The organism is Nocardiopsis listeri, from assembly GCF_020741345.1.
GTDB classification, from domain to species: domain Bacteria; phylum Actinomycetota; class Actinomycetes; order Streptosporangiales; family Streptosporangiaceae; genus Nocardiopsis; species Nocardiopsis listeri_A.
Window position 1 is genome coordinate 1 of the sequence record NZ_DYZD01000058.1, and the last position, 17841, is coordinate 17841.

The window sequence follows — 17841 nt, forward strand, 5'->3', positions numbered from 1 at the left end:
GCGGAGCACCTGGTGGACGGTACGACGGTGGCGGTGGACGGCGACGCGGGCACCGTCGAGGTGGATCCGGTCGCCGAGGTCGTCGAGCGCATCCAGGGTCGGGCCGAACGGCGCCGGATCCTGTTGGCCGAGTCCGGTGGGCCCGGCCGTACCGCCGACGGCGTGCCGATCGCGTTGCTGCTCAACGCGGGTGAGGGCGACCCGGATGAGGCCGCCGCGCACGACAGCGAGGGCATCGGACTGTTGCGCACCGAGTTCCTCTTCCTCGACCGGGCGGAGCCGCCCTCGGTGGCAGAGCAGACCAGGGCCTACACCCGGTTGTTCCGGGCGTTCGCCGGCCGGGTGGTGACGGTGCGGACCCTGGACGCGGGTTCGGACAAGCCCCTGGAGTTCGCGCCGACGGGAGAGGAGGCCAATCCGGCCCTGGGAGTGCGGGGGTTCCGTACTTCGAGGCTCCACCCACGGCTGCTCACCGACCAGCTCACCGCGATCTCCGCGGCCGAGCACGCGGTCGCCGCCGATGGTGCCTCCGCCCGGGTCCGGGTGATGGCTCCGATGGTCTCCACCCCGGCGGAGGCGGGCGAGTTCGCCGAGCTGGCGAGGTCGGCCGGGATCGACGAGGTCGGTGTGATGGTGGAGGTGCCGGCCGCCGCACTGCTGGCCGACCGGTTGCTGCGCCGAGTGGACTTCGTGTCGATCGGCACCAACGACCTGGCGCAGTACACCATGGGGGCCGACCGGACGCTGGACAGCCTGCCGGAGCTACTGGACCCATGGCAGCCGTCGTTGCTGCACCTGCTGGCCAAGGTGGGTCGGGCGGGGGAGGCGCTCGGCCAACCCGTGGGGGTGTGCGGTGAGGCCGCGGCCGACCCACTGCTCGCCGTGGTGCTGGTGGGACTCGGTGCGACCAGCCTGTCCATGGCCTCACCGGCACTGCCCGCGGTGCGCTACGTCCTGTCCAGGCACACGCACTCCGAATGTCGACGCCTCGCCGAGCTGGCTCTGGCGGCGGAGGACCCGGAGCAGGCCGTGAAGGTGGTGCGCGAGGCGGCGCATCCGGAGGCCCTGCGGCTCTGACCCGACCGGGGCGGTCGCCTTGGACCAACACCGGAACGCTCCGGGGAACCCACCGTCCGGGTCTTCCCCGGAGCGGCACCCTCTCCGCGTATGGCTCCGCCGACTCCGGGCGGGTCCGGTCAGGCGCCGGCGGGGGTGCCCCAGCCGTCACCGACGGCTTCGGGGATCAGGTCCAGCTGTTCCAGGAAACAGGTGAGCAGGCGGCCGATGTCCTCGCAGCCGGAGGCGCACCAGACCTGGTGCCCGTTGCTCAGGGCCGCGAAGAACACCGAGGCGACCAGCGACGGGCGGTGGTCGGTGGTGGGGTCCACACCGGCGCGTTCTCCCAGGACCTCCGCGAGGCGGGCCTGGCGCCGGTGGCAGTAGCGCATGTTCGCCTCGATCAGCTCGGGGCTGCGCGCGATGAGGTTGCCCGCGCTGCCCTGGAGGTGCAGGTCCTCGCGCTCCAGGTGCTCCCAGTGGTCGCGCGTGGCGTTGCGCAGGGCCCGGAAGGGCGCCTCGTCGGCGGGGCGTGCGCGCAGGGAGTCGAACAGGATCCGGTCCACGCCCTCCGCGGCCTCCAGGACCACGTCCTCCTTGGATGCGAAGTACCGGAAGAACGTGCGCTGTGAGACGTCGACCGCGGCGGCGATCTCCTCGGTGGTGGTCCCCTCGAACCCTCGCTCGTGGAACAGGCGAATCGCCGCGTCGATGAGGTCCCTGCGCATGCGCGCCTTCTTGCGCTCACGCAGCCCGGTCGGTTCGGAGCTCGTCACGGTCATGGACGGTCCCCTTCCTCTGCGACGTCGGGTCTCGCGCCTCCTTCGAGGATACATGCGGGTCGGTATGACGTCAGTCACTGACTTATTGCAGAGATTGCCAAGTGTCAGCGACTGACATAATCTCGCCCGGTAGCCAACGGGGATCATTCGGGGAAGACGGGGAATCCATGACCGCACAGACCGCCGCACCACCGGAACGGGCCGTCGAACGCCTCACCCGGAGTCCCTGGGCGACGTTGGTCGCCATCGCCTTCGGCGTGATGATGGTGGCCTTGGACGGGACCATCGTGGCCGTCGCGAACCCGGCGATCGGCGCGAGCCTCGGGGCCTCCCTCGCCGAGCTGCAGTGGGTCACCCACGGATACCTGCTGGGCCTCGCCGTCTTCCTCATCACCGCGGGCAAACTCGGCGACCGCTTCGGCCACCGGAACACCTACCTGGTGGGCGTGGTCGGCTTCGTCGCCGCCTCGGTGGCCATCGCCCTGTCCTCCGGGGTCATCATGCTGGTCGCCTTCCGGATCGTCCAAGGCGTTTTCGGGGCCCTCCTGCTGCCGTCGGCCATGGGCCTGATGCGCGCGAGCTTCCCGCCCAGCAAGCTCGGCCGGGCCTTCGGGGTGTTCGGCAGCCTGATCGGCGCGGCGACCGCCGGCGGCCCCATCCTGGGCGGCCTCCTCGTCGACGCGTTCAACTGGGAGGCGGTCTTCTACATCAACGTCCCGGTGGGCGTGATCGCCCTGGGCCTGGGCCTGTGGCTGCTGGCCGCCAATCGGCCCACCGACCCGGGAAGCCGGATGGACCTGCCCGGCATCGTCCTCATCAGCGTCGCCGTCTTCGCCCTGGTGTGGGCGCTGGTGGAGGCGCCGAGCATCGGCTGGGGCGACCCCGTCACCCTGGGTTCCCTGGGTGCGGCGATCCTGTTCGGCCTCGCCTTCGTGCTCTGGGAGCGCAAACCCGAACAGCCGCTCGTTCCGCTCGCGCTGTTCGCCAACCCGTCGCTGGCCATCGGTGTGGTGCTGATGGTCTTCATGGCCGTGAGCCTGATGGGTTCGCTGTTCTTCATCACCTTCTACCTGCAGGGCGTGCGGGGGATGAGCCCCGCCCAGACCGGTCTGCAGCTCATCTCGATGACCGCGACCATGGCCATCGTCTCCCCGATCGCGGGACGGATCCTCGACCGGGTCGGCGCACGGCCGCCCACCACCGTCGGCCTGCTGTCCGCGGGGGCGGGCATGTTCCTGCTCTCCCGGCTGACCCTGGACACCTCGGTGGCCTACCTCTCGGTCGGCTTCGTCCTGCTGGGCGTGGGGCTGAGCCTGGTGATGACCGGTGCGACCGCCGCGATCATCGGAAACGCGCCGGTGCGCTTCGCCGGCGTCGCCTCCGCCGTGCAACAGGCGGCGATGCAGCTCGGCGGTTCGCTGGGCACGGCGGTCTTGGGCGCTGTCATGTCCGCGACCATCGTCACGAAGCTGCCGGACCACTACAGCGCGTTCGGCCAGGACGCGCCCTCCGACGGCGCGCTGAGCGCCATGCAGAGCGTCATCGCCCAGGGCGGCGCTGTCCTGCCGGAAGGGGCCGAGGCCGACACCGTCTCCGCGGTCACCACGGCGAGCAACCTGGCCTTCCTGGACGGCCTGCACCTGGCCTTCCTCATCGCCGCGGGACTGCTGTTCGCGGGCGCGATCCTGTCGTTGTTCATGCGCGGGGGCAAGATGACCGACGGGCCCGCCGTGCACATCTGACCGGGGCGCGGCCCCGAGAGCGGCCCGCCCCCGAAGTACCGTGGCCCCGGAGGAATCCGTTCCTCCGGGGCCACGTCCTCGTCCGCGGGGTGCGGCTCAGGTCGTGTAGTCGGCGTTGATCCGGATGTAGCCCTCGGTCAGGTCGCAGCCGTAGACGGTGAAGTCACCGTCGGCGATACCCAGGTCGACACCGATCAGCACCTCCTCGCCCTTCATGTGCCGGGCGGCGCGCTCCAGGGTCTCCTCGGTGGCCTCGGCGGGGAAGGTCTCCACGTCACCGAAGACGATGCGCACGTTCTCCGGCAGCACGTCGGTCTCGTCCGAGCACTTGCCCACCGCCATCGCGACCCGGCCCCAGTTGGGATCGGCCCCGTGCACGGCGGTCTTGACCAGCGGAGAGTTCACCACGGCCTTGCCGATGCGTTTGGCCTGCGCGTCGTCGCGGGCCCCGGTGACCCGCACTTCGATGAGCTTGCCCGCGCCCTCGCCGTCGGAGGCGATCATCCGGACCAGTTTCAGCGCCGCCTCGTACAGGGCCTCCTCGAACTCGGCGACGTCCACCGGGCCGGCCACGCCGTTGGCGAGGATCGCGGCGGAGTCGCTCGTGGAGGTGTCGGTGTCGATGCTGAGCGCGTTGAAGGTGCGGTCCACCACCCGGCGGAACACCTCGTCCAGAACCGGCTGCTCCAGCTCGGCGTCGGTGAAGAACCAGGCCAGCATGGTCGCCATGTTCGGCTCGATCATGCCCACACCCTTGGCCATGCCGGTGAGGGTCGCCCCGCCCACCTTCGCGCTGACGATCTTGGGGTGGGTGTCGGTGGTCATCATCGCCGCCGCGGCGCGGTCCAGGTCGGCCGGCGGGAACTCGGCGGGCAACCCGTCCAAGTAGGTACGGATCCGCTCCATCGGATAGGGGCGACCGATGACCCCGGTGGAGGCGATCAGGAGGTCGTCGGGGTCGATGCCGGCGGCCCGGGCCACTCGTTCCCGCACCTCGCGCGCGTCCCGGGTCCCGATCCGCCCGGTGGCCACGTTGGCGTTGCGGGCCAGCACCGTCACTCCGCGGGCGCGACCGTCCGAGGCCGCCTCGCGGCTCAGGCGAACACTGGGCCCGGCGAACCGGGACCTGGTGAACACGGCGGACACCACCGCCGGGGTCTGGGAGACGACGGCGAAGAAATCGTCGTCGGGGTCCTTGATCCCCATGTTTCCGGCCACGCCGACGAAACCGGCGGGAACGGGGGTCTGGCTGCTCATCGTCCTCCTCGGAAAACTCCTGACGGCCAGCCTACTTCGCCACGCCCGACCACCTCGGTTACGGCCTCCACCTGCGAGGGTTTCGTACTGTTCGTTGACGACACGGGTGTGACAAGCCGGATCGAACGGGGTATCCGCCGAGAGTGGGGGAAGACCGCTCGGGGGGAGGCGTGTGGTGCACGATGGTGACTGGCTCACGGAGACGGGAGCGCGGATCCGTGGGGTCCTGAAGGTGATGGTGGACGCCGACTGGCTTCCGGGTGGGGCCGCGGTGATCGGTACCGGCGGTATGTGGGAGTTCGTCGCGGTCGGTCGGGTCGACGACGAACACGACACCGCACCGGACGTTTCCTACGACGTCGCGAGCCTGACGAAGGTGATGGCGACCTGGCCGTTGGTCGGTAGAGCGATCGCCGAGGGGGTTTTGGACCTCAACGCTCCGATGTCCGAATACTTCGAGGGGGAGGACCTTCCAGGGGCCTGGGTGACCACCCGGCAGATCCTCACGCACACCAGCCGACTGAACCAGGTGACCTGGTTGGAACGGTATGTGGGCACCGACCAGGACCTGGCCGAGGCCATCCTGTCCGATCCGTTGGAGGAACCCGGATACCTCTACATCGACCGTGGATTCATCCTGTTGGGGCTACTGCTGGAACGCCTGTACGGCAAGGGGCTGGACCGGTTGGCCGCCGACTTCTGGGCCGGTCTGGGAATGCGCTCGACCACCTTCGGTCCGCTGCCGCGTTCGCCGGGTGTGGCCCCCACCGAACGTCGACTCGTCGGAACCGCGCCCACCTGGGGCGTGGTGCACGACGAGGCCGCGGCGCTGATGGGCGGTGTGGCCGGACACGCCGGGGTGTTCACCACCGCCATCGATCTGGGCGCCTTCGCCCGGGAGATGCTGCGTCTGCACGAGGTCGGGGCGGAGGGGGAGATCCCCGGTTCGTACGTGCGGGAGAGCTGGACCCCGCAGGTGGACGCCGGCGGGCGACTCTCCCGCGGTCTGGGTTGGCTGGTCACCCCGGAAGGGGTCGTCTACCACAACGGGTTCACGGGGACGAGCCTGTTCATGCACCCCGAGAGCGGACGGTACGTGGGTGTGCTCACCAACGCCGTTCACCACGGGCGGGACCGCACCGGCCTGGTGGACCTGCGCAGCGCCGCCCGGTCGGCGCTCACGCCACAGGCCCACGAATCCTCGCCGTGAGCTCCCGAAGGAACACGGTGAGCCCGGCGGGTCCGGGAACGGTCAGGTCGGCGGCCTCGGCGACCGCCGTGACCTCGTCGGAGGACGAACAGACGGTGAGTCCGGGTGTCCCGTGTTCGCGCAGGGTGGTGACGACCGTGAATGCCGGCAGGTCACCGAGATCGTCACCGGCGTAGAGGACCGAACGTGCGGCCTTCTCCTCCACCAGTGAGGTGAGGGCCGCGCCCTTGTCCACACCCTGTGGACGGAGCTCGATCACCATCCTGCCGGGCTCCACTTTGAGGTCCGCGCGTTCGGCCAGTTCGGTCAGTGGGCCGGACAACAACTCCAACGCCCGGTCGGGGTCGTCGGCGCGGCGGGTGTGCACGGCCAGGGAACGACCCTTGTCCTCGATCCAGGTGCCCGCGGGAGCCCCGGAGGCGTCGACCACCGCGGGGAGTTCGGCACGGACCAGGGCCACCCCCGGCGGCGGGTCCGCGGCGACCACGCGGCCGTCCACCCAGCGTTCGGCCCCGTAGTGGCCCAGGACGACGACGTCGGGTATCCGGTCCAGGCCGCCGAGACGCACCGCGGTGGCCGCGGGGCGGCCGGTGATCACCGCGACGGTTCCGACCAGAGAGGACAGTGTGGCCAGCGCCTCCACGACCCCGGGTTGGGGTGCGGAGGCGCGAGGGTCGGCGACGATGGGGGCGAGCGTGCCGTCGAAGTCGAAGCCGGTCAGCGCCGTGGAGGGGTCGTCGAGCAGTGCCTTCAGGCCGGCGCGCCCGGCTTCGGTGCCGGGTGCGAGCGGGGTTCCGGGCTCGGATGGGAACATGCGGAAGACCTCGTCGTAGTCGTCGATGGGCCCCGCGGCGCGGGCCCTGGCGTGGACGGGTGGTCTCCGCCGAGGGGAGAGCGCGGGAGTTCGGATTCGTGCGGTCGCGGGGATCGTCCCTGTCGCACGTGCCGGACCGGTGACCGGACAACCGGTGGAACCGGCGGCCGGCGGGTCAGATCTGGATGCCGAGGCGGCGGGCGTTGCGTTGTCGTCGACGGTCGGCGCGCAGACGGCGCAGACGCTTGACGGTCATGGGGTCGAAGGCGAGCGCCTCCGGGCGCTCGACCAGACCGTTGAGCAGTTGGTAGTACCGGGTCGCGGAGAACCCGAACTCGTCGCGGATCGCCTGTTCCTTGGAGCCCTCGAACTTCCACCACTGGCGTTCGAAGGCGAGGATGCGCTGTTCGCGTTCGGCGAGGACCGACTGACCGTCCTTGGACGGACCGATATGCGGCATGGGACACCCCCTGGACGGGTAATTGGTTTGTCCGGATCGGCGCGACTCATGCTAGCGACTCGACATGCCGGATGAGGAGCGGAAAACTCAGGAGTGGCACCAGGGCTACAGTTGCCTTCCCTACCCCGGTGGTCACTTGTCCAAGCTTGGATCCTGTGCTCGTGACAGAATTGCGAGGGTCCGGGGAGGGCCCGGCGGAACGCCGACCGCAACGTTCGAGGGAGCCTGACGTGCTCGGGGGCAACAGCCGTAGCAGGACACATTCGCGCCATCTGTTGGGCGCCACGGCCGGGACCTGCGCGTCCTTGGTCGTACTGGGGTTGGCGGCGGCGCCCGCCGCCTCCTCGGAGATCCCCGACTTTCGCCCCGACCAGTGGGCCTTGACGTCCATCGGGGCGCAGGAGGTCTGGGAGGACACCCAGGGTCAGGGCGTCACCGTGGCGTTGCCCGGGGTGTCGATCGACGAGGAACACCCCGACCTGCGCGACAACGTGGAGATCGACGACGGGTTCGGTTCCAACGGGGCCGACGACGAGCAGGGGACCGCGGCGGCCGGTCTGGTGGCGGCGCACGGCCACGGCATGGACGCCGACGGCGGTGTGCTGGGGGTCGCCCCCGCGGCGGACGTCCTGGTGCTGCCCACCGAGGACGACCTGCCCGGTGCCATCCGCCACGCCGTGGACGAGGGTGTGCAGGTCGTCCTGCTGCCCGAGGAGATCGGCGGTGACGAGGACCTGACGGATGCCATCGCGGCGGCCGCGAGCGGCGGCGCCCTGGTGGTCGGTCCCGCGGGTGGGAACGCGGACGAGAACGTCCTCGAGGTGGCCGGTGTGGACGAGGACGGCGCGCTCGTCCCCGATTCGCCCGACGCCTCCGCGATCGACCTCGCCGCCCCAGGCTCGGAGCTGCGGACCGCAGGACAGGACCTGCGCCAGGTCGACGTGAGCGGGGCGCCCTACGCGGCAGCCGTCGCCGCCGGCGCGGCCGCGCTGCTGTCCGCCGAGTACCCGCAGTTGAGCCCGGCCCAGGTGCGCGATGCCCTGGTCGAGGGGTCCCGGCCGGGGCCCGACGGCCTGCCTTCGTTGCAGGTGAGCGAGGCCGTGGCCCAGGCGTCCGGTACGGCGGAGGACGTCCCCCTCATCGACGAGAACCTGGTGCAGGAGGAGGACGAGGGCGTCCCGGTGTGGGTGTGGTTCGCCCTGGCCGGTGTCGTGTTCGTGATCGTCCTGCTCGTGCTGGTGCTGTGGGTGCGTCGCAGCAGTGCCGACCCGTACGGGGTGAAGGCCGAACGGGAGGCCGAGGACGCGGAGTTGGCGGCGGCCCGGGCCGAGCAGGCCAAGGCCGAGGAGCGTCCGTCCCGGCGCAAGAAGGGCGGACGTCGCCGTAAGACCGGGTAGTCGCCAGGAGCGGTGGTCGGGTGGTCGGGTGGTCGGCCGGCGAAGGCCGACGAGGTGTGACGTGGGGCGTTCCCGGGTGGGGAGCGCCCCCTTCGTGTGTTCGGGGCGGGATGAGGGCGGCGCCGGACGGGTGAGGACGTGGTTCCCGCGAATACGACGTTACGGCTTCGCGCGGGAGCCGGAGGGCAGAGGCGATCCGGTGCCCGTGGAAAACCCCTGGGGGCGGGGAGGGGGCCCGGTTAGAGTGGCGCCGACCCCCACCCCTCCACGACGGGAGAAGTCGCATGGCGCGTAAGGCGGACGGAAGCGCTGGAGACGCCGACTACGGCGTGATCGCCAGGACCTACGGCGACCACCGTCGGCCCGACCCCCGGATCGCCTCCTTCGTGCACGCGGCCCTGCGTGACGCGCGCACGGTGCTCAACGTCGGAGCCGGCACGGGTTCCTACGAGCCGGCGGACCGGAAGGTCACTCCGGTGGAACCCTCGTCCAGCATGCGGGCCCGCAGACCCGCCGACCTCCCCGAAGCGGTGAACGCCACCGCCGAATCCCTGCCCTTCCCCGACGTCTCCTTCGACGCCGCCATGACCACGTTCAGCGTCCACCAGTGGTCGGATCTCCCGGCCGGACTGGCCGAGGTGCGACGGGTCACCGGTGGCCCGGTCGCGGTGCTCACCTGCGACCCGGACCTGGTGCGCCGTTTCTGGCTACACGAATACGCCCCGGAGGTCCTGGACACCGAGGCGCGACGCTACCCGACCGTCTCCGCCCTGGCCGACGGCCTGGGCGGGCGCACCACGGTCACCCGGGTGCCGATCCCCCTCGACTGTTCGGACGGTTTCAACGAGGCCTACTACGGGCGGCCGGAGATGCTGCTGGATCCCACGGCCAGGCAGGCATGTTCGGCGTGGAGCTTCGTCTCGGAGGAGGTCCACGAACGCTTCCGGGTGGACCTGTCCCGAGCGCTGGACGATGGGACGTGGGACCGAGACCACGGTCACCTTCGGTCGGCCCCGGAGCTGGCGGGTTCCCTCATCCTGCTGGTCTCGGTCCCCGAGTGAGCGGGGCGGTCGTTCGGGGACCGTTCGATGTTGTTCCAGGGGGCTTTCGGGCGACCGTCCGAGTACCTTCGGTGGGTGTGGTGGAGGCCGATTCCCGGTACCGGGGAGGAAGCGGCGGAAAGCGCCATCGCCGAACGTAACCGCAGGTCGACACATGGTCACTTCACGAATGCGCGTGCATATGTAAGGCACGCGAAGGCTCTTGACTCGGACAGCGCGGACGGCAAGGCTTTGAAAATGTCCTCCCTGGAATCCCCGTCCCTGCCCTCGCGCGGTGACACCCGGACCGATCCGCACAACCACCACCTGGTCAACGGTCGGGTCACCATCTCCCCCTACGACCCCAAGTGGCCCTACCTGTTCCAACGGGAGGCCGACCGCATCCGCCAGGTCCTCGGTGATCGTGTCCTGGCGATCGAGCACATCGGGTCCACAGCCGTGCCCGGTCTGGACGCCAAGGCCTGCATCGACATCCGCCTGGCGGTGGCCGACCCCACGGACGAGCCCGCCTACCTCCCGGAACTGGAGGGGATCGGGTACAGCGTCCTCATCCGATTCGAGGGCGAACAAGACCATCGGCTCCTCAAGGGCTCACGCGTCAACGTGAGCCTCTACGTCGGCACGAAGGACTGCCCGGCGCTCGAACGCATGAGCCTGTTCCGCGACCACCTGACCGCCGACGCCGGCGCGCGTGAACGCTACGCCGCCGTCAAGCGCGAACTGGGCGAGCGCGAATGGGAACGCCTCCGGGACTACACCGGGGCCAAGACGGAGATCATCACCGAACTCATGGCCGAGGCCGAGGCCTGGAAGGCGGCCCGGAGCCCGAACTGACCTCGGCGCGGTTCAGCCCAGGGAACGGATCTGCTCCTGGAACCAACGCCGGGGCGGCAACGCCACCGCCGCCTCCGCCAGTCGCTCCCGACGCTTGCGTCGCTCCGCCTCCGGCATCGTCAACGCCACGTGCAGCGCCTCCGCGGTCTCCACCGTGTCGTAGGGGTTGACCAACAGCGCGTCCTCGCCCAACTCGTCGGCCGCACCCGCCTCCCGGGACAGCACCAGGACGGAGTCGCGCTCGGACAGTACGGGGCCCTCCTTGGCCACCAGGTTCATTCCGTCCCGGATCGGGTTGACCAGCAGCACGTCCGCCATCTGGAACGAGGCCAGTGACCGCGGGTAGTCGTCGTTGACCTCCAGCACCACCGGCGTCCACTCGGGGGTGGCGAACTCCTCGTTGATCTCCTTGGCCGTCCGCAGTACCGAATCGGTGTAGGTCCGGTACTCGGGCACGTCGCCCCGGCTCGGGTACGCGAACGCCAGGTGCGTGACCCGTCCACGCCACTCCGGGTGCGCCCTCAGGAGTTCTCGGTAGGACTCCAGTCCGCGCACGATGTTCTTGGACAACTCGGTGCGGTCCACCCGCACGATCAGCCTGGTGTCGCCGACCAGGTCGGTCAGGGTCCGTCGGCGCTCGGCGACGGCCGGTCCCGAAGCGCTCTCCCGCAGCCCGTCGGCGTCCGCGCCCAAGGCGTGCACACCCACCTCGACCACGCGTCCGCCGTACTCGACCGTGCGCTGGCCGAGGTCGACGTCGGCACGCAGGATCTCCGAGCAGCAGCGCAGGAACGCCTCGGCCCATCGAGGGCTGTGGAAACCGAGCCGGTCGGCGCCGAGCATGCCCTCCAGGAGCTCCCGGGCCACGTGGGTCGGCAGCATCCGGAAGTACTCCGGGGGAGCCCACGGAGTGTGCGAGAAGTGCGCGATCCGCAGGTCGGGGCGGCGGGTCCGCAGAATGCGCGGCACCAGGGCCAGGTGGTAGTCCTGCACGGCCACCCGGGCGTTGTCCGCGGCGCCGCTCACCAACGCCTCGGCGAAGGCGTTGTTGTAGGCGGAGTAGTCCTCCCATCGCCTGCGGAACTCCGAACCGAAGGAGGGCTTGTTCGGGGTGTCGTACAACATGTGCTGCACGAACCACAGGATCGAGTTGGCCACTTCGGTGTAGGCGCCGGTCAGAGTCTCCTCTGGAATGTCCAACATGTGGACGCGCATGCCGTCGAGGTCGTGTTCCCGATCAAGACGGGCCTGCGGGGCCTCGGCCGCGGCTCGCCGGTCGGTGTCGGACAGCGCCGCGCACACCCACAGGGCATCGATCTCGGTCGCCACCGAACTCATCCCCGACACCAGTCCGCCGCCGCCTCTGCGGTGCTCCAGGGAGCCGTCGGCGGTCGTGGAGAAGGAGACCGGTCCTCTGTTGGAGGCGATGAGGATCTGTGCCTTGTCCACGTGTGAGGTCCTCTCAGGTGCGCGAACGGGTGCCGCGGTGGGAATGTGGGGAAGCCGTGGATGCACCCCCGGTGATCCGGAGGCGCACCCTAGGTCTCGCCGGAGCACCCGGGCCCCAAACCCACTCCTGGTCAACGGGGCGGATCGTCACACTCAACAGGCACGACACACGCGCGCCGCAACGCCGGCCAGGATCGTCTCATCATGTATCAGATGGCGAGACTGCGGATGTAATCCGGATCACCCGGCGTGGAAAACCGGTCAGGACGTCGGTTACAGTGACGATGCGTTCCCCGAGCGGAGACGCCACAACTTCATATTGCTCATCCAGAGGGGTGGAGGGACCGGCCCTGCGAAGCCCCGGCAACCATCTCGACATGTGGACGCACTGTCGCGTACCGGTCGAGGCAGGTGCCAACTCCGGCCTGGGGCCAAGGTGGCCACCAGGAAAGATGAGGGGAGACACCTCGCCATGGCGATCGCCGCCGCTGAACCCACCTCTGTCCGCGCCTTCGGTCCCGGAACCGCCCTCTCCTGTCGTGAGTGCGGCGAGCGGTACGAGCTCTCGCCGATCTTCGCCTGTCAGTTCTGTTTCGGCCCCCTTGAGATCGCCTACGACTTCGGGAACGTCACCCGCGAGGAGATCGAGAGCGGGCCCAAGAACATCTGGCGCTACCGCTCCCTCCTGCCGGTCCCCACGAACGTGGCCGAGCTGCCCAACATGAACCCCGGCCTCACACCGCTGGTCAGGGCCGATCGCCTCGCCGCCGAACTCGGGCTCAAGTCCCTGCACGTCAAGGACGACTCCGCCAACCCCACGCACTCCTTCAAGGACCGCGTGGTCGCGATCGCGGTCGAGGCCGCCCGCACCTTCGGGTTCACCACCCTGTCCTGCTCCTCCACCGGAAACCTCGCCGGCGCGGTCGGTGCCGCGGCCGCGCGGGCCGGCTTCGAGTCGTGCGTGTTCATCCCCGCCGGGCTGGAGGAGGGCAAGGTCGTCATGGCGGCCGTCTACGGCGGCAAGGTCGTGGCCATCGACGGCAACTACGACGACGTCAACCGCTTCTGCTCCGAACTCATCGGGGACGAGGCCGGTGAGAGCTGGGGCTTCACCAACGTCAACCTGCGGCCCTACTACGCCGAGGGTTCCAAGACGCTGGCCTACGAGATCGCCGAGCAGCTCGGTTGGCGTCTGCCCGAGCAGATCGTCATCCCGATCGCCTCCGGCTCCCAGCTCACCAAGATCGACAAGGGCTTCCAGGAGCTCATCAAGGTCGGGCTGGTCGAGGACCGTCCCTACAAGGTGTTCGGCGCGCAGGCCACGGGCTGCTCCCCGGTGGCCAAGGCGTGGGAGAGCGGCCACGACGTCATCCAGCCGGTCAAGCCGGACACGATCGCCAAGTCCCTGGCCATCGGCAACCCGGCGGACGGGCCGTACGTCCTGGACATCGCCGAGCGCACCGGTGGTTCGGTCGAGCACGTGGGCGACGACGAGATCGTCGACGCCATCAAGCTGCTGGCCCGCACCGAGGGCATCTTCGCCGAGACCGCGGGCGGTGTGACCACCGGCGTCCTGTGCAAGCTGGTCCGTGAGGGCAGGCTCGACCCCGAGGCCGAGACCGTCATCGTCAACACCGGTGACGGGCTCAAGACCCTCAACGCCGTCGACTCCGATGTCACCGCCACCATCAAACCCTCCCTGGACGCGTTCAAGGCCGAGGGCCTGGCCTGACCGTTGGGCCACGCGTCACCACCCACCACCGCACTCACCAGGAGATCCGCACATGAGCGCCAGCGTCCGCGTCCCCACCATCCTGCGTACCTACACCGACGACGCCGCCGAGGTCACCGCCGAGGGCGCCACCCTCGCCGAGATCCTCGACGACCTGGAGGCCAACCACCCGGGCATCCGGGCCCGCATCCTCGACGACAACGGCAAGGTGCGCCGTTTCGTGAACGTCTACGTCGGTGACGAGGACGTGCGTTTCGAGAAGGGCCTGCAGACCGAGGTCAAGGCCGGCCAGCAGGTGTCGATCATCCCCGCGGTCGCGGGGGGCTGCTGACGGTACGAACGACGAGGGGGCGGGCGCACCGAGCGCCCGCCCCCTCGTCGCTCGTCCGCCGGCCTCCCGACCTGGGAGGAGGTTTCTTCCGGGACGAGGGTGGCGATGTCGGCGACCCGTCGTGCTCGGAGCCGTGCGCGACACCTGGCCGGGGTCGCCCTGTTGGCGGTCCTCGGGATCGGGCTGTCCACGCTGTCCTGGCTGACCGTGTTGGTGGTCGGGTGGACCTACGTGTTCGCGCCGATCATCCAGGCCGTGACGATGCCGCTGCTCCTGCTGTCCGGGGTGCTGTTGCCGATGGAGCCGGCGCCCGGAGGAAGGGGCCGGGCAGACCCTGGAACCACTCGGTTCCAGGTGTCGTCTTCTGTTCGCCCAACGCTCAAAAGCCCTGGTTCGGGCATGTTCCCCCAGGTGATAAGTGTTCTCGGGGCTGTGGAAATCGTGACCACATCGTTTGCACTCTCCATGGTCGAGTGCTAAAAAGATGAGTGGTTAGCACTCATCTTGGTCGAGTGCTAATCGGATCGAGGCTGCGAGACCGTGGGCCTCCGGCAGCAGGGTTGCCGGTTCGACCACGGTCGTCCGTCGCGGGCGCACGCCTCGTCCCATCGCGTATCAGCCCGGTCACGGGAGGACAAGAACTCAATGGCAGCCAAACTGATCGCGTTCGACGAGGAGGCCCGTCGCGGCCTCGAGCGTGGCATGAACCAGCTCGCGGACGCCGTGAAGGTCACCCTCGGCCCCAAGGGCCGCAACGTCGTCCTGGAGAAGAAGTGGGGCGCCCCCACGATCACCAACGACGGTGTCTCCATCGCCAAGGAGATCGAGCTCGAGGACCCCTGGGAGAAGATCGGGGCCGAGCTGGTCAAGGAGGTCGCCAAGAAGACGGACGACGTCGCCGGTGACGGTACGACCACCGCCACCGTCCTGGCCCAGGCCCTCGTACGCGAGGGTCTGCGCAACGTCGCCGCCGGCGCCAACCCGGTGGGTCTCAAGCGTGGCATCGAGGCCGCCGTGGCCCGCATCAACGAGGAGCTCGGCAACCTCTCCAAGGAGGTCGAGACCAAGGAGCAGATCGCCTCCACCGCCTCGATCTCCGCCGGCGACGCCCAGATCGGTGAGAGCATCGCCGAGGCCATGGACAAGGTCGGCAAGGAAGGCGTCATCACCGTCGAGGAGGGGCAGACCTTCGGGCTCGAGCTGGAGCTCGCCGAGGGCATGCGCTTCGACAAGGGCTACATCTCGCCCTACTTCGCCACCGACCTTGAGCGCATGGAGACGGTCCTCGAGGACCCCTACATCCTCATCGTCAACTCCAAGATCTCCAACAACAACGAGTTCCTGCCCGTTGTCGAGAAGGTCCTGCAGGCCGGTCGTCCGCTGATGGTCATCGCCGAGGACGTCGCCGACGGTGCCCTGCAGACCCTGGTGGTCAACAAGATCCGCGGCACCTTCAAGTCCGTCGCCGTCAAGGCACCGGGCTTCGGTGACCGTCGTAAGGCACAGCTGCAGGACATCGCCATCCTCACCGGTGGCCAGGTCATCGCCGAGGAGGTCGGCCTGTCCCTGGAGACTGCCGACATCCCGCTGCTGGGTACCGCGCGCAAGGTCGTCGTCACCAAGGACGACACCACCATCGTCGACGGTGCCGGCTCCGCCGAGCAGCTCGAGGGCCGCGTGCGCCAGATCAAGCAGGAGATCGAGAACGCCGACTCCGACTACGACAAGGAGAAGCTGCAGGAGCGCCTGGCCAAGCTGGCCGGCGGTGTCGCAGTGCTCCAGGTCGGTGCGGCCACCGAGGTCGAACTCAAGGAGCGCAAGCACCGCATCGAAGATGCCGTGCGTAACGCCCGTGCCGCTGCCGAAGAGGGCATCGTCGCCGGTGGTGGCGCTGCACTGCTGCAGGTTGCCAGCGTGCTCGACGACAACCTCGGTCTGGAGGGTGACGAGGCCACCGGTGTGCAGATCGTGCGCGCCGCCCTGTCCTCGCCGCTGAAGCAGATCGCCACCAACGCCGGCCTGGAGCCGGGCGTCGTCGCCGACAAGGTGACCGGCCTCGAGGCCGGTCACGGTCTCAACGCCGCCACCGGTGAGTACGTCGACCTGCTCGCCGCCGGCATCTCCGACCCGGTGAAGGTGACCCGTTCCGCACTGCAGAACGCCGCCTCCATCGCCAGCCTCTTCCTGACCACCGAGGCTGTCGTCGCCGACAAGCCGGAGCCCGCCGCTGCTGCCCCGGGTGCCGATGAGATGGCCGGAATGGGCGGTATGGGCGGCTTCTAGTCCGTCTGTCGTATACCCCCATATGCGGCCCCCTGAGCCCGCCACAGTCACGGTGAACGCCGTTTCCTGTGGTGGGTTTCCCATATGGCGCGGGCATACCACGAAGCTTTCAATCAGTTCACTGAGCAGTGATGATCGGAGTGGATCGGTGCTCTTCCTTCCGGCGGTCGACGGTTCCCCGGGGAAAAGGATCGCGAACTGCTGTTGCGGAATCCCCGACAGTTGGTAGGTTCAGGAAAAGGTCCGGATGCCCCGGGCCGTACATGAACTTCAGGAGAGAACATCATGGATCTCGACGCGATCACCGAACTGCTCGGCAACCTGTCCACCTTCTTCGGCGGCTTCTCTGACGTCTTCAGTGGCCTCGGCGACATCTTCACCGGCGGCGCTGCACTGTCCTCCGAGTAGAAGAACAGCCCTGTCCCTGCGGGGACCTGAGATGAGCCCGGCTTCGGCCGGGCTTTTCTTGTGTCCGGTCGCAACCGGGGGTGGCCCTGTTTTCTTTCCGGTGAACGTCGACGGTTGCTCAACTAGAGTAGGGGTATGGGAAATGAGGAGTTCCACATCGTCGACCTGGCGGCGACCGAAGGCTATATCGTCGATGATTCGGACGAGGACGACCCCGTTCTGGTCACCCCGGACGGTCACCGGGTGGACACCTGGCGGGACAGCTACCCGTACCCGGAGCGGATGGGCCGCGAGGAGTACGAGACGATCAAGCGGTCCCTGCAGATCGAGCTGCTGAAGTGGCAGAACTGGACCAAGGAGACCGGCCAGAAGCACATCATCCTGTTCGAGGGCCGTGACGCCGCCGGTAAGGGTGGCACCATCAAGCGGTTCAACGAGCACCTCAACCCGCGTGGTGCGCGCACCGTCGCCCTGGAGAAGCCGAGCCCCCGCGAGTCGACGTCCTGGTACTTCCAGCGCTACATCGAGAACTTCCCCTGTGCCGGTGAGATCGTCTTCTTCGACCGCTCCTGGTACAACCGCTCCGGTGTGGAGCGGGTAATGGGCTTCTGCACCGATGACCAGCACTCGGAGTTCCTGCGGGAGGTACCGATGCTGGAGAACATGATCATGGGCTCCGGTATCAGCCTGACCAAGCTGTGGTTCTCGGTGACACAGAAGGAACAGCGGACCCGTTTCGCCATCCGCCAGGTGGACCCGGTGCGTCAGTGGAAGCTCTCGCCGATGGACCTGGCGTCCCTGGACAAGTGGGACGACTACACCCGGGCGAAGGAAGAGCAGTTCCGCTACACCGACACCAATGAGTCGCCCTGGATCACCATCAAGTCGAATGACAAGAAGCGCGCACGGCTGAACGCCATGCGCTACGTGCTCAGCAAGTTCGACTACACCGGCAAGGACTACGACGTGGTCGGGGAGCTGGACCCGAAGATCGTCAAGCGCGGTCGCGACCAGATCGGCGACTA

At 68.9% G+C, this 17841-nt stretch carries 17 protein-coding genes and 1 riboswitch; of the genes, 12 read left to right on the forward strand and 5 right to left on the reverse strand.

Translation table 11 applies throughout. From position 1 onward, the window contains the following. Positions 1 to 1077, forward strand: a 1077-nt coding sequence (locus tag K8V84_RS03565) for a putative PEP-binding protein (protein WP_304070300.1), incomplete at its 5' end; no start/stop codon positions are given. 119 nt (positions 1078 to 1196) lie between these two features. Here the strand turns inward: K8V84_RS03565 and K8V84_RS03570 are convergent. Beyond that, positions 1197 to 1838, reverse strand: coding sequence for a TetR/AcrR family transcriptional regulator (locus K8V84_RS03570; protein WP_304070302.1), 642 nt, complete (start codon positions 1836 to 1838; stop codon positions 1197 to 1199). A 167-nt stretch (positions 1839 to 2005) separates the two neighbouring features. Between K8V84_RS03570 and K8V84_RS03575 the strand changes: the two genes are divergently transcribed. Then, positions 2006 to 3580: an MFS transporter gene (locus K8V84_RS03575; protein ID WP_304070305.1), complete on the forward strand. Its 1575-nt coding sequence runs from the start codon at positions 2006 to 2008 to the stop codon at positions 3578 to 3580. A 96-nt stretch (positions 3581 to 3676) separates the two neighbouring features. On the opposite strand, the gene argJ is transcribed toward K8V84_RS03575, so the two are convergent. Next, positions 3677 to 4837 carry a bifunctional glutamate N-acetyltransferase/amino-acid acetyltransferase ArgJ gene (argJ, locus tag K8V84_RS03580; RefSeq protein WP_304070307.1) on the reverse strand — a complete coding sequence of 387 codons (1161 nt, stop codon included), beginning with the start codon at positions 4835 to 4837 and terminating at the stop codon, positions 3677 to 3679. Positions 4838 to 5012: 175 nt separating this feature from the next. Between argJ and K8V84_RS03585 the strand changes: the two genes are divergently transcribed. Then, positions 5013 to 6047: a serine hydrolase domain-containing protein gene (locus tag K8V84_RS03585; RefSeq protein WP_304070309.1), complete on the forward strand. Its 1035-nt coding sequence runs from the start codon at positions 5013 to 5015 to the stop codon at positions 6045 to 6047. Here K8V84_RS03585 and otsB read toward each other — a convergent pair. Further along, positions 6016 to 6861 carry a trehalose-phosphatase gene (otsB, locus tag K8V84_RS03590; RefSeq protein ID WP_304070312.1) on the reverse strand — a complete coding sequence of 282 codons (846 nt, stop codon included), beginning with the start codon at positions 6859 to 6861 and terminating at the stop codon, positions 6016 to 6018. The two genes, K8V84_RS03585 and otsB, sit on opposite strands and share 32 nt — an antisense overlap. Before the next feature lie 175 nt (positions 6862 to 7036). Beyond that, positions 7037 to 7321 carry a DUF3263 domain-containing protein gene (locus K8V84_RS03595; RefSeq protein WP_304070315.1) on the reverse strand — a complete coding sequence of 95 codons (285 nt, stop codon included), beginning with the start codon at positions 7319 to 7321 and terminating at the stop codon, positions 7037 to 7039. Between the two features lie 230 nt (positions 7322 to 7551). Here K8V84_RS03595 and K8V84_RS03600 point away from each other — a divergent pair, with 230 nt between their 5' ends. The 3 genes from K8V84_RS03600 (at position 7552) to K8V84_RS03610 (ending at position 10613) form a co-directional block, all read left to right on the forward strand. Next, positions 7552 to 8718, forward strand: coding sequence for a S8 family serine peptidase (locus tag K8V84_RS03600; protein ID WP_304070317.1), 1167 nt, complete (start codon positions 7552 to 7554; stop codon positions 8716 to 8718). Positions 8719 to 9002: 284 nt separating this feature from the next. Further along, a complete protein-coding gene (locus K8V84_RS03605; RefSeq protein ID WP_304070320.1) occupies positions 9003 to 9779 on the forward strand; it encodes a class I SAM-dependent methyltransferase in 777 nt (258 codons plus the stop codon). Between the two features lie 237 nt (positions 9780 to 10016). Then, positions 10017 to 10613, forward strand: coding sequence for a GrpB family protein (locus K8V84_RS03610; protein WP_304070323.1), 597 nt, complete (start codon positions 10017 to 10019; stop codon positions 10611 to 10613). Between the two features lie 12 nt (positions 10614 to 10625). Here the strand turns inward: K8V84_RS03610 and K8V84_RS03615 are convergent, their stop codons facing one another. Continuing rightward, the gene (locus K8V84_RS03615) at positions 10626 to 12062 is read right to left on the reverse strand and encodes a trehalose-6-phosphate synthase (RefSeq protein ID WP_304070325.1); all 1437 of its coding nucleotides are present in this window, start codon (positions 12060 to 12062) and stop codon (positions 10626 to 10628) included. A 320-nt stretch (positions 12063 to 12382) separates the two neighbouring features. Further along, a riboswitch (SAM riboswitch) is annotated at positions 12383 to 12521 on the forward strand. 13 nt (positions 12522 to 12534) lie between these two features. On the opposite strand from K8V84_RS03615, the gene thrC reads away from it, so the two are divergent. From thrC to ppk2, 6 genes are all read left to right on the forward strand, one after another. Then, positions 12535 to 13794 (forward strand): threonine synthase, encoded by a 1260-nt coding sequence (thrC, locus tag K8V84_RS03620; protein WP_304070328.1) that lies wholly within the window; start codon positions 12535 to 12537, stop codon positions 13792 to 13794. A gap of 52 nt (positions 13795 to 13846) precedes the next feature. Then, positions 13847 to 14125, forward strand: a complete 279-nt coding sequence (locus tag K8V84_RS03625; protein WP_298177114.1) for a ubiquitin-like small modifier protein 1 — start codon at positions 13847 to 13849, stop codon at positions 14123 to 14125. Between the two features lie 105 nt (positions 14126 to 14230). Further along, complete coding sequence (locus K8V84_RS25835) at positions 14231 to 14605, forward strand: hypothetical protein (RefSeq protein ID WP_369696599.1); 375 nt, start codon at positions 14231 to 14233, stop codon at positions 14603 to 14605. A 165-nt stretch (positions 14606 to 14770) separates the two neighbouring features. After that, positions 14771 to 16408, forward strand: coding sequence for a chaperonin GroEL (gene groL, locus K8V84_RS03635; RefSeq protein ID WP_304070331.1), 1638 nt, complete (start codon positions 14771 to 14773; stop codon positions 16406 to 16408). A 285-nt stretch (positions 16409 to 16693) separates the two neighbouring features. Next, complete coding sequence (locus K8V84_RS03640) at positions 16694 to 16816, forward strand: PorACj family cell wall channel-forming small protein (RefSeq protein ID WP_304070335.1); 123 nt, start codon at positions 16694 to 16696, stop codon at positions 16814 to 16816. Positions 16817 to 16951: 135 nt separating this feature from the next. After that, positions 16952 to 17841, forward strand: an 890-nt coding sequence (gene ppk2 / locus K8V84_RS03645) for a polyphosphate kinase 2 (RefSeq protein WP_304070336.1), incomplete at its 3' end; no start/stop codon positions are given.